The organism is Enterococcus sp. DIV0755f (assembly GCF_051713725.1).
GTDB lineage: Bacteria > Bacillota > Bacilli > Lactobacillales > Enterococcaceae > Enterococcus_D > Enterococcus_D casseliflavus.
In genome coordinates this window covers 1,954,816-1,970,280 of sequence record NZ_JBIOQL010000001.1, presented here as the reverse complement: position 1 = coordinate 1,970,280, position 15,465 = coordinate 1,954,816, and the positions used below count along the sequence as shown (strand labels likewise).

Here is a 15,465-nt window from a genome sequence, read left to right as displayed (position 1 = left end):
GAGAAGACGATGAAAATACTTGTTATTGGTAGTGGTGGCAGAGAACATGCCGTCGCAAAAAAGTTTCTGCAAGACCCTCAAGTTGAAACAGTCTTTTGTGCAAAGGGCAATCCTGGAATGCGAAAAGACGGGATTGTGACAGTCGCAATTGAAGAGTCCGATCATGAAGGTTTGATTGCTTTTGCTCAAGAGCAGGAGGTTGATTGGACCTTCGTTGGTCCAGAAGTTCCATTACTAAATGGCATCGTAGATGATTTTCAGGCGGCGGGCTTGGAAATTTTTGGTCCCAATCGACAAGCAGCGATGATCGAAGGATCAAAAGAGTTTGCCAAAGAATTGATGCGTGCCAATCACATTCCAACAGCTGACTATCAAAGCTTTACAGATAGTGCGCAAGCAAAAGCATATATCCAACTTAAAGGTGCACCGATCGTTATCAAAGCGGATGGCTTAGCGGCAGGCAAAGGCGTAGTTGTTGCTGAAACCGTTGATGAGGCGAATGCAGCTGTCGAAGCGATGCTGGAGCAAAATGCTTTTGGTGAAAGTGGTGCAAAAGTGGTGATCGAAGAGTTTTTGGCTGGCGAAGAGTTTTCGCTCTTGGCGTTTGTTAAGGACGAAGCCGTCTATCCAATGGTCATTGCCCAAGACCATAAACGTGCGTTTGATGGCGATTTAGGGCCGAATACAGGAGGTATGGGGGCGTACACACCAGTACCGCAGATTCCGCAAGAAATGGTCGATCAAGCGGTCAAAGAAGTTTTACTTCCTGCAGCAAAAGGGATGATTCTTAATAAGACACCATTTACTGGTATTCTTTATGCAGGTCTGATTGCTACTAATGATGGACCGAAAGTCATTGAATTTAATGCTCGTTTTGGTGATCCAGAAACGCAAGTCGTGTTAAGTCGTTTAGATAGTAGCCTGGCACAGATCATTGATGATCTCTTGCAGGATCGAGAGCCCGCGATCCGCTGGAATCAAGCGGCTTCGATCGGTGTCGTGATTGCATCGCAAGGATATCCTGGCAAGTATCAGCAAGGAATGCCTGTTCCATCTCCTCAAGGAGAAGGAACACAATTCTTTTATGCAGGAGTGGAGGAGACTGCTGATCAAGGCGATTTGACGGCAGCTGGTGGTCGTGTTTTTCTTGTGGAAGCTTCAGCTGAGGATTTAGCTACTGCACAAAAGAACGTCTATGAAGCAATCAATAAATTGCCTTTGTCGGGTTTGTTTTATCGAAATGACATTGGTGACAAAGCCTTACACTATAGCAACTCATCAAAGGCGATGAAGTAAAGAACGTTTCAATGCGTAATGCAAATTGAAAGTAAAGGATGACTGCCAGTAGAACCAATCGGTTGTGCTGGTGGTTTTCATTTTATAGGAGGTTTTTTTGACGTTGGTGTAGCGTTTTCATCTTGTTGTGCTAAAATAAGAATGTAGTTTAAATAAGGAGGAACTTTACGTGAAAAAAATTAAATTCGGTCCCACTGATTTAGAAGTATCTAGCGTGATTTTAGGTTTGATGCGAATCAACAATGCCAAAGACCCAGTGAAAGTATTGACGACAGCGATTGAAAATGACATTACCTTTTTTGACCATGCCGATATCTATGGGCGCGGGGAGTGTGAAACGATTTTTGCGGAAGCGTTAGCAAAAACGGATGCCAAAAGAGAAGAGTTGTTCATTCAATCAAAATGTGGCATCGTTCCAGGTGAAATGTTTGATTTTTCGAAAGAGCATATCATTTCTTCCGTGGAAGGTAGTTTACAGCGTTTGAAAACCGATCATTTGGATGCGCTACTATTGCATCGCCCTGACACTTTGTTTGAACCAGAAGAAGTGGCAGCTGCCTTTGATCAATTAGAAAAAGACGGCAAAGTGAAATACTTCGGTGTCAGCAATCAAAAACCTGGTCAAATCGAATTGTTGAAAAAATATGTTTCCCAACCTTTAGTAGCGAATCAGCTGCAATTCGGGATCATGCATACGGGAATGATCGATCAAGGAATTCATGTCAACATGACGGATGCTGGTAGTGTCGATCATGATGGAGAAATTCTTGAATATTCTCGCTTGCATGAGATGACGATCCAAGCTTGGTCTCCGTATCAGTATGGTTTCTTCGAAGGTGTCTTTATCGGTAACGAGAAATTCCCCGAGTTGAACGAAAAATTGACTGAACTAGCGGACAAGTATCAAACGACACCGACAGGTATTGCTTCTGCGTGGATCTTACGTCACCCTGCAAACATGCAAGTGATTGCTGGAACGATGACCCCACATCGGATCGAAGAAATCGCGCAAGCATCTTCGATCGTATTGACCCGCCATGAATGGTATGAGGTGTATAAAGCAGCAGGAAACATCTTGCCGTAATTTATTAGTAAATCCCGTTTTTTTCAGTACTTATAAGGGTGAATGTTCGCAAAAGACGAACATTCATCCTTTTTTTTCAAAAAGTATTTCTAAAAAGCTTGTATTTCACTTCTAGGTGGTTTAAATTGTTGTGGGCGTTAAAAATAGGCTGAGGCCATTTGATGCTTGCTTCACTCTTAGTAAGATTTGGAGGATATTTTTATGTTTGACATGAAAGTTTTTGATTACGAAGATATACAACTGATTCCTAACAAGTGTATCGTGAACAGCCGTTCAGAATGTGATACCACGGTGACATTAGGCGGACACTCTTTTAAGATGCCTGTCGTTCCTGCAAATATGCAAACGATTATTGATGATTCGATCGCAGAATTTTTAGCTGAAAATGGCTATTTTTATATTATGCACCGCTTTGATGAAGAAGCGCGGATTCCATTTATCAAAAAAATGAAAAGCCGTGGCTTGATTGCTTCTATCAGCGTAGGTGTCAAAGAAAATGAATATGCCTTTGTGGAAGAACTAGCTGACAAAGAGCTTGTTCCTGATTTTATTACGATCGATATTGCTCATGGCCACTCAAACGCCGTGATCAATATGATCCAACACATCAAGAAGCATTTGCCAGCAACGTTTGTGATCGCTGGAAATGTTGGAACACCAGAAGCAGTTCGTGAATTGGAAAACGCTGGTGCAGATGCAACGAAAGTCGGCATTGGACCTGGGAAAGTGTGTATCACAAAAATCAAAACTGGTTTCGGAACTGGCGGCTGGCAGTTAGCAGCACTACGCTGGTGTGCTAAAGCTGCTCGCAAACCAATCATTGCAGATGGCGGCATTCGGACACACGGCGATATCGCTAAATCTGTCCGTTTCGGTGCAACAATGGTCATGATCGGTTCATTGTTTGCAGGTCATGAAGAATCACCAGGGGAAACCAAGGTAGAAAACGGCGTTGTGATGAAAGAATACTTTGGTTCTGCATCAGAATTTCAAAAAGGTGAAAAGAAAAACGTGGAAGGAAAGAAAATTTGGATTCAATACAAAGGTTCTTTGAAAGACACGTTAGTTGAAATGCAGCAAGACTTGCAGTCATCGATCTCTTATGCAGGTGGAAAAGATTTAGAATCGATTCGTAAAGTGGATTACGTAATCGTGAAAAATTCGATTTTTAATGGAGATACGATCTAAACCGGATACTAAAGAAGCGACCTTCTATTGGTCGTTTCTTTTTTTGTAAGAAGAACCATTTTGTTTTTCTGTTTTCTTCGTTATAATAGAAGCAACGAAGAGTAGAGGAGCGGGTGACCAAATGACAATCAAAGTGATGTCAGTGTTCGGTACCAGACCGGAAGCCATCAAAATGGCGCCACTAGTAAAGGAATTGGAAAACGACCCGCGTTTTGCATCGATCGTTGTGGTGACGGCGCAGCATCGAGAAATGTTGGATCAAGTATTAACGGTTTTTGAGATCACACCAGACTATGATCTGGATATTATGACTTTAGGGCAAACCTTGACAGGGATCACCACCAAAGTTTTACTGGATCTAGAACCGATCCTGCAAAAAGAAACTCCTGATATCGTGCTGGTTCATGGGGATACGACCACCGCTTATGCAGCCGCGACGGCCGCCTTTTATCAGCAAATTCCTGTGGGGCATGTGGAAGCCGGTTTGCGCACATGGAACAAAAAATCTCCTTATCCAGAGGAAGCCAATCGTCAGTTGATCGATGTCTTAGCTGATTTTTACTTTGCGCCAACTTCCCAAAGCAAAAAAAATCTGCTGGCTGAAAACCGCAATGAGGCTGCGATTTATGTAACAGGTAATACCGCCATTGATGCGATGCGTTATACGATCTCGGAGGAATACCAGCATCCAGAACTTTCCGCAGCAGATCAAACCATGATCCTACTAACAATGCATCGTCGAGAAAACTTAGGTGCTCCGATGCAGCAGGTCTTTCGTGCTTTAGCACAGATCGCAAAGGAGAAGCCAACGATCAAATTGGTTTTCCCTATGCACAAGAATCCCCAAGTCCGAGGGATTGCTCAGGAGATTCTTGGGGAACTAGCAAATGTTACGTTGATTGAGCCTTTAGATGTCATTGATTTTCATAACGTTGCGAATCAAAGTACCTTGATTTTGACGGATTCCGGTGGTGTCCAAGAAGAAGCACCGTCATTAGGCGTTCCTGTTTTGGTCTTGCGAGATACAACAGAGCGCCCCGAAGGCATTGCTGCAGGTACGTTAAAACTGATCGGTACGTCTGAAGCTGCGGTTTATCAAGAAACAAAGCGACTGCTAGAAGATCCAGAAGCTTACAATGCCATGGCACATGCAGAAAATCCATACGGCGATGGGAAAGCAAGCCAGCGAATCCTGCAAATTTTAGCCGATCATTTTTCGTGAGAGCTAGAGTGAATAATAATTCTCCCAGTATAGGTGAACATAGAGAAAGAGGCAGCTGTTTGTTAAATGGCTGTCTTTTTATATACATGAAACCTGCGGGAACGCCGTTTCCATTTTTTCGTTGATTGTGACAAACGAAGAAGCTTGATTAAGTGTGAGTTTCGCTTTGAAAGGGTTTCTGTTCATCTGCTCGTATATAAAGGTTTATCAAGTATAAAATCACATCGGTTCTTTAATGTTGTTATTTTATTGTAAGACCTTTCATTTGAAAACCTATGGAAAACTTTGAAAAAAGGGTACTTTTTTCCTTAGATGCTGTTGACATTGGTTAGGATAGCAGTTATTATGTGGGTAGTTGGAAGAAAGACTTCCGACGAACTGACATTTTATACAAATAATTGTTAGGTGAGGCTCCTATATGGACACAAGCTGCTGCCGCAAAAGCATCGAGAGATGCTTAGTTGGTAGGACAGGTCTAATCGTGAAGGTTAAACCCAAAGCAGCTGATAGCAAATTTGCTATCTACGCCCTATAGTGCTAAAGCTCTACAATGATCATGAGTTTTTTACGCATGCTTATTGGGAGCGTGCGTTTTTTTGTGTCTTTTGCGCGCGTTCCACAGTGACTTACCTAATAAAAAGAAAGGAAGATTCACATGGAATACCCCAGTCCCCAGATGAAACAGCGGAGTAGTTATCGAATCGCTAGGGGTGGCGTAAGCAACTCCTAAGTGCTAGGAGGAAAAAAAGATGTTAAAAAAACTATCGAAAGATCAAGAACTAAAATTACTTGCAAAATTGACCGAAAGAGAATTATTGATGGAGATGCGGACCTCCTTTCAAGGGTTATCGGAAGAAGATGCTGCAGAGCGTTTAGCAGAGTATGGTCCAAACAAAGTCGACGCACAAAAACCAACACCCGCTTGGTTGATGATCTTAGGCGCTTTTAAAGATCCCTTTGTGTTAGTTTTAGCCCTATTAATGATTATTTCTTTTGTAACAGGCGATATTGAAGCAGTGATCGTGATGGGAATCATGATTTTAGCCAGTGTCATGATTACTTTCGTCCAAGAATACCGTTCCCAAAAAGCAAGCTTAGCGTTAAAAGAACTTATTGAAAATACTTGTTCCGTAACCAGAGATGGAATCACGAGAGAAATTCCAATGGATGAAGTCGTTCCTGGAGACATCGTCACCTTAGCAACTGGCGACATGATCCCTGCGGATGCGATCTTGATTTGGACCAAAGATTTATTTATCAATCAATCTTCATTAACAGGCGAATCAATGCCCGTTGAAAAATTTGTCGACGCTGGGATCAAAGAAAGCGATGAACAAATTTCTGCACTAGATATGCAAGATCTTGTTTTCATGGGTACCGATGTCTTAAGTGGTCAAGGAAAAGCCATTATTTTGAAAACCGGTCAAAGTACATTCTTTGGCGATATTGCTAAAAATGCGACCACGAAACGCGGCAAAACAACCTTTGAAGATGGCTTAACGAAAGTCAGCAAACTATTGTTGCGAATGGTCATGGTTCTTTTCCCAATCGTTTTATTGATCAATGGATTAACCAAGGGTGATTGGGGCGAAGCGTTGTTCTTCGCGATTGCAGTAGCAGTTGGTTTGACGCCAGAAATGCTACCAATGATCGTTACCAGTAACTTAGCCAAAGGGGCGATCTCTTTGTCAAAAGAAAAAGTGATCGTCAAAGAATTGCCTTCGATTCAAAACTTAGGTGCAATGGATGTATTATGTACCGATAAAACGGGTACGATCACCGAAGATCGTGTCGTGCTGGTACAACATTTAAACCCGTTTGGCGTAGAAGATAAACAAGTTCTTGATATGACCTATTTAAATTCTTACTATCAAACAGGGTGGAAAAACCTGATGGATATCGCAGTGCTAAACTACTATGAAGAAGAAGGTTTGGCAGCGCCATTTAACGATGTGACAAAAATCGATGAGATTCCTTTTGACTTTTCACGTCGTCGCTTGACGGTTGTTGTCAATGCGGATGGTCATCAACTGATGGTCACAAAAGGTGCAGCTGAAGAAATGGAACAAGTCTGCAAATACGTAGAAGTTGATGGCAAAGTGATGGAATTGACTCCTCAATTGAGAGAGCAATTACGTCAAGTGAACCTGCGCTTGAATAAACAAGGAATGCGCGTGTTGACAGTTGCCGTAAAACGCGATGCTCACGCAGATGCCGTTTATTCTGTAGCAGACGAACAAGACATGATCATGATTGGCTTTATGGGCTTCTTAGATCCAGCAAAAGAAACAGCCAAAACAGCGATTGCTTCTTTACACGGTCATGGCATCAATGTCAAAGTGTTGACTGGAGATAATGCGATCGTTGCGCAAAAAGTTTGCCGAGATGTTGGTATCGATGCAGATGAATACTTATTGGGAACCGATATTGATCATCTGTCAGATGAAGAGTTAGCAGCGAAAGCTGCAAAAACCAATCTGTTTGCAAAATTAAACCCAATGCAAAAATCACGAATCATTGAAACCATTCAAGCAGCAGGCCATACAGTCGGCTTTATGGGAGATGGCATCAACGATGCGCCTGCTTTACGCACGGCAGATGTTGGCATCTCGGTTGATACAGCAGCGGATATCACCAAAGATGCCAGCTCGATCATTTTATTAGAAAAAAGTTTAAATGTCCTTGATAAAGGGGTCATCGAAGGGCGCAAAGTATTTACCAATATGATGAAGTACATCAAAATGACGTTGAGTTCGAACTTCGGGAATGTCTTCTCGATCTTAGTTGCTAGTGCCTTTTTACCTTTCTTACCAATGTTGTCCATTCAATTGTTGGTTCAAAACTTGGTGTACGATATGGCACAATTGACGATTCCATGGGACAACGTAGACAAAGCAGAGTTAGAAAAACCAGTCAAATGGCAAGTAGGCGGACTATTGAAGTTTACCGTCGGCATTGGACCGGTCAGCAGCATCTTTGATATTTTGACCTTCTTTGTGATGTGGCATGTCTTTAGTGCAAATACGATCCAAGAGCAAGCCTTGTTCCAAGCAGGATGGTTTATGATCGGCTTAACGACACAAACCTTAGTCGTTCACATGATCCGAACAAGAAAATTACCATTTATCAATAGTATTGCTTCACCGGCAGTCTTGATCTCCAGCGTCCTAGCAATTGCAGTTGGCTTCTTAGTTATCTTGACGCCATTGCACACAGTCTTCGATTTTGCGGCGCTGCCATCAAGCTACTGGCCATGGTTTATTGGTATCAATTTCGCTTATTTAGTAACAGTTGAATTTGCCAAACGCATTTACATTCATGTGACGAAAGAATGGATTTAAAAAAACAGGTCGGCGTTCTTCCTATGGAGGGGAGAATTGCCGATCTGTTTCTTTTTATCCAATCTCTGTATTATTTTTTTCTCATCTTAAGAAAATTCTTTTTGATTCAAGTCGAATCCTTCACAAGTAATAAAAGGAGGTTAATGGTAAATCTGTTTAGCCAAATGATGATTGCTGTACTATTCTTAAATAAAAAAAAGAATCTGAAAAGAAAAAATTGAAGAAAGCGATTGCTTTAATGTGATTAATTTCACTAATGTTTTCTTAAGAGTTGCTACAGTGGGAATTGTTTTATTAAAAAAAATACCCTTTTCACTTGTCATTTTCGAAGTTAAATGATAATTTATAAGAGTAAATGAAATTTCGATAGTACAGATTTAAACCCTGTTACATACGAAAGTGAATTTTTATATCAGAGAGGAAAGTGTGTCAAGATGGCAAAAAAACAAAAAGCACTTGATTTCCAAGCGATTTTGGAGCAAGTCAATGCAGATTTTCCAACTTACCAAGCTTTGGACAAAGACGGGAAAATTGTAAATCAAGAGTTAGTACCAGATTTAAGTGACGACGAATTAGTTGAATTGATGACTCGTATGGTATGGTCTCGTGTATTAGACCAACGCTCAACTGCGTTAAACCGTCAAGGTCGTCTAGGTTTCTTCGCGCCAACTGCTGGACAAGAAGCAAGCCAATTAGCAAGTCAATTTGCTTTTGAAAAAGAAGACGTTCTATTACCAGGTTACCGTGATGTACCACAATTGATCCAACACGGTCTGCCATTGAAAGAAGCGTTCTTATGGTCACGTGGTCACGTTGCTGGGAACCTTTACCCAGAAGATTTAAAAGCATTGCCACCACAAATCATCATCGGTGCACAATACGTCCAAGCAGCCGGCGTTGCTTTAGGATTGAAAAAACGCAATAAGAAAAATGTTGTATTCACTTATACAGGTGATGGCGGTTCTTCACAAGGGGACTTCTATGAAGCAATCAACTTTGCAGGGGCATACCATGCAAACGCTGTATTCTACATCCAAAACAATGGTTTTGCGATCTCTACACCTCGTGAAGTACAAAGTGCGGCACCAACATTGGCACAAAAAGCAGCAGCAGCTGGGATCCCTGGTATCCAAGTTGACGGTATGGATCCATTGGCAGTGTACTATGTTTCTAAAGCAGCTCGTGAATGGGCAGCAAACGGCAACGGTCCTGTATTGATCGAAACCTTGACTTACCGTTACGGTCCACATACATTGTCTGGTGATGATCCAACCCGTTACCGTTCAAAAGACATGGACAGCGAATGGCAACAAAAAGATCCATTGGTACGTTTCCGTACTTACCTAACTGAAAAAGGACTTTGGTCTGAAGAAAAAGAAGAACAAGTCATTGAACAAACAAAAGAAGAAATCAAAGCAGCGATCGCTGAAGCTGACCGCGTGCCAAAACAAAAAGTTTCAGATTTCTTGAAAAACATGTTTGAAGTTCAACCACAAAACATTAAAGAACAAATTGCAACTTACGAAGCGAAGGAGTCGAAATAGTCATGGCACAAAAAACAATGATTCAAGCAATTACAGATGCCTTAGCTGTTGAAATGGAAAATGACAAAGAGATTTTAGTCTTTGGTGAAGATGTCGGTAAAAACGGCGGGGTTTTCCGTGCAACAGAAGGTTTACAAGAAAAATTCGGCGAAGATCGTGTCTTCGATACCCCTCTTGCTGAATCTGGTATCGGCGGCTTGGCTTTCGGTTTAGCATTAGAAGGTTTCCGTCCAGTTCCAGAAATCCAATTCTTTGGTTTCGTATTTGAAACCTTTGACGAAATCGTTGGTCAAATGGCGCGTACTCGTTACCGTATGGGTGGTACACGTAATTTACCAATCACTATTCGTTCACCATTTGGTGGCGGTGTGCATACACCAGAATTGCACTCAGATAACTTGGAAGGATTGATCGCTCAATCACCTGGTATCCGTGTCGTTATTCCATCAAACCCATATGATGCAAAAGGATTATTGATTGCTTCTATCCGCAGCAATGACCCAGTTGTTTTCTTAGAGCACATGAAACTTTACCGTTCATTCCGTGAAGAAGTGCCAGAAGAAGCATACGAAGTTCCTTTAGACAAAGCAGCAGTAACTCGTGAAGGTTCTGATGTTTCCATCATCACTTATGGTGCGATGGTTCGTGAAGCAATCAAAGCTGCTGACAACTTAGCGAAAGAAAACATCAACGCTGAAATCATCGACTTGCGTACAGTTGCTCCTCTTGATGTTGAAACGATCATCAAATCAGTTGAAAAAACTGGTCGTGTGGTTGTCGTTCAAGAAGCACAAAAACAAGCAGGTGTTGGCGCTCAAGTCGTTTCTGAAATTTCTGAACGTGCGGTTCTATCACTAGAAGCTCCAATCGGACGCGTGTCTGCACCAGATACGATCTTCCCATTCGGTCAAGCTGAAAACATTTGGTTGCCAAATGCAAAAGACATCGAAGACAAAGTGAAAGAAATCGTGAACTTTTAATAGTTGAAGAAGGGAAGAATAGAAAATGGCATTTCAATTTAAATTACCGGATATCGGTGAAGGAATTGCAGAAGGCGAAATCGTAAAATGGTTCGTCAAAGCAGGGGATACCATCAATGAAGATGATACCTTACTAGAAGTTCAAAATGATAAATCAGTGGAAGAAATTCCATCTCCAGTAACAGGAACAGTGAAAAACATCGTTGTCCCTGAAGGTACAGTCGCAAACGTTGGGGATGTCCTTGTTGAGATCGATGCACCAGGACATGAAGACAACGAAGGCGATGAAGGTGTAGCAGCAGAGTCTCAAACACCAGCAAAACCAGCGGCAGAACCTACAACGGAAACGGCTGAAGCATCAGCTGGTTCTTCTGAAGGCGCAGGCGTTTTCCAATTCAAATTACCAGATATCGGTGAAGGTATTGCAGAAGGTGAAATCGTAAAATGGTTCGTTAAAGCAGGAGATACCATCAATGAAGATGATACGTTGCTTGAAGTTCAAAACGACAAATCAGTGGAAGAAATTCCATCTCCAGTAACAGGAACAGTGAAAAACATCGTTGTTGCTGAAGGAACAGTCGCAAATGTTGGGGATGTTTTAGTTGAAATCGACGCACCTGGTCACAACAGTGCGCCTGCTTCATCAAGCACATCTGCAGAAGCACCAAAAGAAAAAGTGGAAACTTCTGGTTCAGCAAGTGTTGTTGAAGCAGCAGATCCTAACAAACGCGTCTTGGCTATGCCTTCTGTACGTCAATTTGCTCGTGAAAAAGATGTTGATATTTCTCAAGTATCAGCAACAGGTAAAGGCGGCCGTGTAACAAAAGAAGACATCGAAAACTTCCTATCAGGTGGCGGACAAGCTGCAAAAGCTGAAACTCAAGCTCCTGCGAAAGAAGAAACAAAAGCTGCAGCAACTGAAAGCAAACCAGCAGCTCCAGCAAAAGCCTTCAAATCAAACTTAGGTGATTTAGAAGAACGTGTGGCCTTAACACCTACACGTAAAGCAATCGCTAAAGCGATGGTAAACAGCAAACAAACAGCACCTCATGTAACCTTGCATGATGAAGTTGAAGTAACAAACCTATGGGATAACCGTAAGAAATTCAAAGAAGTTGCTGCTGCAAACGGCACAAAACTTACTTTCTTACCATATGTTGTGAAAGCATTGACTGCAACAGTGAAAAAATTCCCTATCTTGAATGCGTCGATCGATGATGCAAAACAAGAGATCGTATACAAAAACTATTACAACATCGGTATCGCAACAGATACTGACCATGGTTTGTATGTACCAAACGTAAAAGATGCAGATCGTAAAGGCATGTTTGCTATCGCTGATGAAATCAACGAAAAAGCAAAACTTGCTCATGACGGCAAATTAGCTGCAGATGATATGCGTAACGGTACCATCACGATCAGTAACATCGGTTCAGTTGGTGGCGGCTGGTTCACACCAGTAATCAACTACCCTGAAGTAGCTATTTTGGGTGTAGGTACGATCGCGCAACAACCAATCGTAAACGCTGAAGGCGAAATCGTTGTCGGACGTGTGATGAAACTTTCATTAAGCTTCGACCACCGTATCGTTGATGGCGCAACAGCGCAACAAGCAATGAATAATATCAAACGTCTATTAGCTGATCCAGAGCTATTAATGATGGAAGGATGATTAACAAATGGTAGTTGGAGATTTTGCTGTTGAATTAGATACAGTTGTAATCGGTGCGGGACCTGGCGGCTATGTAGCTGCCATCCGCGCTGCTGAAATGGGACAAAAAGTAGCAATCATTGAAAGAGAATACATCGGCGGCGTTTGTTTAAACGTTGGTTGTATCCCTTCAAAAGCTTTGATCGCTGCAGGTCATCATTACCAAGAATCTTTGGATTCAACAATGTTTGGTGTAACAAGTGAAAATGTTTCCCTTGATTTTACCAAAACACAAGAATGGAAAGACAACAAAGTCGTTAAAACGTTAACTTCTGGTGTTGGTTTCCTATTGAAAAAACATAAAGTTGAAACAATTGAAGGAGAAGCTTTCTTCGTTGATGATCACACATTGCGTGTCATCCACCCAGATTCAGCACAAACTTACTCTTTCAACAATGCAATCATCGCAACAGGTTCTCGTCCAATTGAAATCCCTGGTTTCAAATTCGGCGGACGTGTCCTTGATTCAACTGGCGGATTGGCATTAAAAGAAGTTCCTAAAAAATTCGTTGTTATCGGTGGCGGTGTCATCGGTTCTGAACTAGGTGCAGCGTATGCAAACCTAGGTGCAGAAGTAACGATCCTTGAAGGTTCTCCTCAAATCTTGCCAACCTATGAAAAAGACATGGTCAAATTGGTTGAAGAAGACTTTGCGAAAAAAGGTGTAACAGTCGTTACCAACGCAATGGCGAAAGAAGCAATTGACAATGGCGATAGCGTAACTGTGAAATATGCCGTAGATGGTAAAGAAGAATCAGTTACTGCTGATTACGTGATGGTTACTGTTGGCCGTCGTCCAAATACTGATGACATGGGCTTGGAACAAGCAGGTGTTGAAGTAGGCGAACGCGGATTGATCACGGTTGACAAACAAGGCCGTACCAACGTATCTAACATCTACGCAATTGGTGATATCGTTCCTGGTGCTGCATTAGCACATAAAGCCAGCTACGAAGCAAAAATCGCTGCTGAAGCAATCTCTGGCAAAAAAGTTGCTGTTGATTACAAAGCGATGCCTGCAGTTGCCTTTACTGACCCAGAATTGGCTTCTGTCGGTATGACCATCAAAGATGCCAAAGATGCTGGAATTGAAGCAAAAGCATTCAAATTCCCATTCTCAGGTAACGGTCGTGCGTTATCTCTAGGAAAAACCGAAGGATTCATTCGCTTAGTAACAACGGTTGAAGACAATGTGATCATCGGTGCGCAAATTGCTGGTTTAGGAGCAAGCGATATGGTTTCAGAACTTGCTCTTGCTATTGAATCTGGCATGAACGCAGAAGATATCGCGTTAACCATCCATCCACATCCATCTCTAGGTGAGATCACAATGGATGCTGCTGAGTTAGCTCTAGGTTTACCAATCCACATTTAAGCTTTTTGAAACTCGTTCATCATTTGGTGAACGAGTTTTTTTATCACCAAAAATAAAGCGATCCTAAGCTATTGACAGAATCTTCTGTAAATGATACGATGCTCTTAATATTTCAACCGTTGATGAGGAAAGTACATTGATTTGGCAAGCCTAGAGAGTCTTCGTAGGGTGCAAGAAGAACTTGTAGAATCAATCGAAAATGGCCTCAGAGGTGATCTTCTGAACTTGTACGAAAGATAAGGAGATCCGGGTGCGCCCGCTATCGCGTCAGAGTATAACGACGTTTATTTGTCGCGTACTTGCTGAGAAGCATGCTGGAAAGTCTGCTTGAATAAAGGTGGTAACACGTAAACACGTCCTTTGATATCTCGATATCAGAGGGCTTTTTTATTTGTATTATTAAGGAGGAATAGTATGACAGAAAGATTTGAGACGATTCAATTACACGGAGGACAAACACCAGATCCTACCACAGGGAGTCGCGCCGTACCCATTTATCAAACCACATCGTATGTGTTTGAGGACGCAGATCAAGCGGCAGCGAGATTTAGTCTTAGTGATAATGGCAATATCTATACCCGTATTACCAATCCGACAACGGCTGTTCTAGAAGAACGATTAGCCCTCTTAGAAGGCGGTGTCGGTGCGTTAGCAACGGCTTCTGGCTCAGCAGCGATCACCTATTCGATTTTAAATCTTGCACAAGCAGGAGATCATATCGTTTCTGCTGCTTCAATTTATGGGGGGACCTATAATTTATTCGCTCATACGTTGCCAGATTTTGGCATCACTACAAGCTTTATTGATAGTGAAGATCTGGCAGCACTAAAAGCAGCCATCCAAGAAAATACTAAAGCAGTTTTTCTAGAGTCTTTAGGCAATCCAGATATTGATATTGCCGACTTTAAAAAGATTGCAGCGATCGCTCATGAAGCAGGGATTCCCCTCATCATTGACAATACCTTTGCGACTCCCTATCTGTTTCGAGGATTTGAGCATGGGGCGGACATCGTCGTTTATTCCACGACAAAATACCTCGGTGGTCACGGTGCTGCTTTGGGAGGGGCCATTATCGATAGCGGCAACTTTGATTGGACAAATGGCAAATTTCCCAAGCTGGTCGATCCCGATCATAGCTACCATGGAATCTCATGGGTAGAAGCCGCTGGTAACGCTGCCTATATCACTCGAGCACGAACGATTCTTTTACGGGATACAGGCGCTGCGATTTCTCCCTTCAATTCATGGGTGTTGCTGTTAGGCATCGAGACGCTTTCGTTGCGGATGGAACGTCATGTAGAAAATGCGCAACAAGTTGCTGAATTTTTAGCCAAGCACTCGGAAGTCTCTTGGGTTCATTTCCCAACACTGCCGGACAGCCCCTATTTTGAACGGGCGCAGGAGTATTTCCCCAAAGGGACCAGTTCCGTCTTTTCCTTTGGATTAAAGGGTGGAGCAGAAGCAAGCAAAACCTTTTGTGGCGCAACCAAGCTCTTCTCTTTGCTGGCAAATGTCGGGGATGCAAAGTCCTTGATCATCCATCCAGCTTCGACGACCCATTCCCAGCTTAGCGTAGAAGAACTTGCAGCAGCCAAAATTCGTCCAGAGACGATTCGCCTATCCATTGGATTGGAAAACATCAACGATCTATTGGAAGATCTCACGCAAGCCTTCCAACAGCTCTAAATAGTTGAAGCAGTAGGAAAAGCGCAGGATACTATGCT

General features: G+C 42.3%; 10 protein-coding genes, 1 riboswitch and 1 other annotated feature. All 10 genes read left to right on the top strand.

Annotated features, from left to right (window positions below; genetic code table 11):
- Positions 1-9: 9 nt before the first annotated feature.
- Positions 10-1,296 carry a phosphoribosylamine--glycine ligase gene (purD, locus tag IGI73_RS08925; protein WP_225001098.1) on the top strand — a complete coding sequence of 429 codons (1,287 nt, stop codon included), beginning with the start codon at positions 10-12 and terminating at the stop codon, positions 1,294-1,296.
- A gap of 169 nt (positions 1,297-1,465) precedes the next feature.
- Complete coding sequence (locus IGI73_RS08920; protein WP_016611032.1) at positions 1,466-2,380, top strand: aldo/keto reductase; 915 nt, start codon at positions 1,466-1,468, stop codon at positions 2,378-2,380.
- Between the two features lie 210 nt (positions 2,381-2,590).
- Positions 2,591-3,568 carry a GMP reductase gene (gene guaC, locus IGI73_RS08915; protein WP_005230038.1) on the top strand — a complete coding sequence of 326 codons (978 nt, stop codon included), beginning with the start codon at positions 2,591-2,593 and terminating at the stop codon, positions 3,566-3,568.
- Between the two features lie 121 nt (positions 3,569-3,689).
- Positions 3,690-4,790: a non-hydrolyzing UDP-N-acetylglucosamine 2-epimerase gene (wecB, locus tag IGI73_RS08910; RefSeq protein WP_284591660.1), complete on the top strand. Its 1,101-nt coding sequence runs from the start codon at positions 3,690-3,692 to the stop codon at positions 4,788-4,790.
- A 390-nt stretch (positions 4,791-5,180) separates the two neighbouring features.
- Positions 5,181-5,352: riboswitch (M-box (ykoK) riboswitch) on the top strand.
- A 187-nt stretch (positions 5,353-5,539) separates the two neighbouring features.
- A complete protein-coding gene (mgtA, locus tag IGI73_RS08905) occupies positions 5,540-8,131 on the top strand; it encodes a magnesium-translocating P-type ATPase (protein WP_010749598.1) in 2,592 nt (863 codons plus the stop codon).
- Positions 8,132-8,565: 434 nt separating this feature from the next.
- Complete coding sequence (gene pdhA, locus IGI73_RS08900) at positions 8,566-9,675, top strand: pyruvate dehydrogenase (acetyl-transferring) E1 component subunit alpha (protein WP_005231936.1); 1,110 nt, start codon at positions 8,566-8,568, stop codon at positions 9,673-9,675.
- Positions 9,676-9,677: 2 nt separating this feature from the next.
- A complete protein-coding gene (locus IGI73_RS08895) occupies positions 9,678-10,655 on the top strand; it encodes an alpha-ketoacid dehydrogenase subunit beta (RefSeq protein ID WP_005230047.1) in 978 nt (325 codons plus the stop codon).
- 25 nt (positions 10,656-10,680) lie between these two features.
- Positions 10,681-12,327: a dihydrolipoyllysine-residue acetyltransferase gene (locus IGI73_RS08890; protein ID WP_005230050.1), complete on the top strand. Its 1,647-nt coding sequence runs from the start codon at positions 10,681-10,683 to the stop codon at positions 12,325-12,327.
- Between the two features lie 7 nt (positions 12,328-12,334).
- Complete coding sequence (gene lpdA / locus IGI73_RS08885) at positions 12,335-13,741, top strand: dihydrolipoyl dehydrogenase (protein ID WP_005230052.1); 1,407 nt, start codon at positions 12,335-12,337, stop codon at positions 13,739-13,741.
- A gap of 110 nt (positions 13,742-13,851) precedes the next feature.
- Positions 13,852-14,105: a binding site (T-box leader), on the top strand.
- A gap of 50 nt (positions 14,106-14,155) precedes the next feature.
- Complete coding sequence (locus IGI73_RS08880) at positions 14,156-15,427, top strand: O-acetylhomoserine aminocarboxypropyltransferase/cysteine synthase family protein (protein ID WP_438759187.1); 1,272 nt, start codon at positions 14,156-14,158, stop codon at positions 15,425-15,427.
- Positions 15,428-15,465: the final 38 nt, after the last annotated feature.

Excerpts from the sequence above, each read along its gene's own strand:
- wecB (WP_284591660.1), top strand. The coding sequence starts at position 3,690 with ATGACAATCAAAGTGATGTCAGTGTTCGGTACCAGACCGGAAGCCATC.
- mgtA (WP_010749598.1), top strand. The coding sequence starts at position 5,540 with ATGTTAAAAAAACTATCGAAAGATCAAGAACTAAAATTACTTGCAAAA.
- IGI73_RS08880 (WP_438759187.1), top strand. The coding sequence starts at position 14,156 with ATGACAGAAAGATTTGAGACGATTCAATTACACGGAGGACAAACACCA.
- pdhA (WP_005231936.1), top strand. The coding sequence starts at position 8,566 with ATGGCAAAAAAACAAAAAGCACTTGATTTCCAAGCGATTTTGGAGCAA.
- guaC (WP_005230038.1), top strand. The coding sequence starts at position 2,591 with ATGAAAGTTTTTGATTACGAAGATATACAACTGATTCCTAACAAGTGT.
- purD (WP_225001098.1), top strand. The coding sequence starts at position 10 with ATGAAAATACTTGTTATTGGTAGTGGTGGCAGAGAACATGCCGTCGCA.
- IGI73_RS08895 (WP_005230047.1), top strand. The coding sequence starts at position 9,678 with ATGGCACAAAAAACAATGATTCAAGCAATTACAGATGCCTTAGCTGTT.
- IGI73_RS08890 (WP_005230050.1), top strand. The coding sequence starts at position 10,681 with ATGGCATTTCAATTTAAATTACCGGATATCGGTGAAGGAATTGCAGAA.
- lpdA (WP_005230052.1), top strand. The coding sequence starts at position 12,335 with ATGGTAGTTGGAGATTTTGCTGTTGAATTAGATACAGTTGTAATCGGT.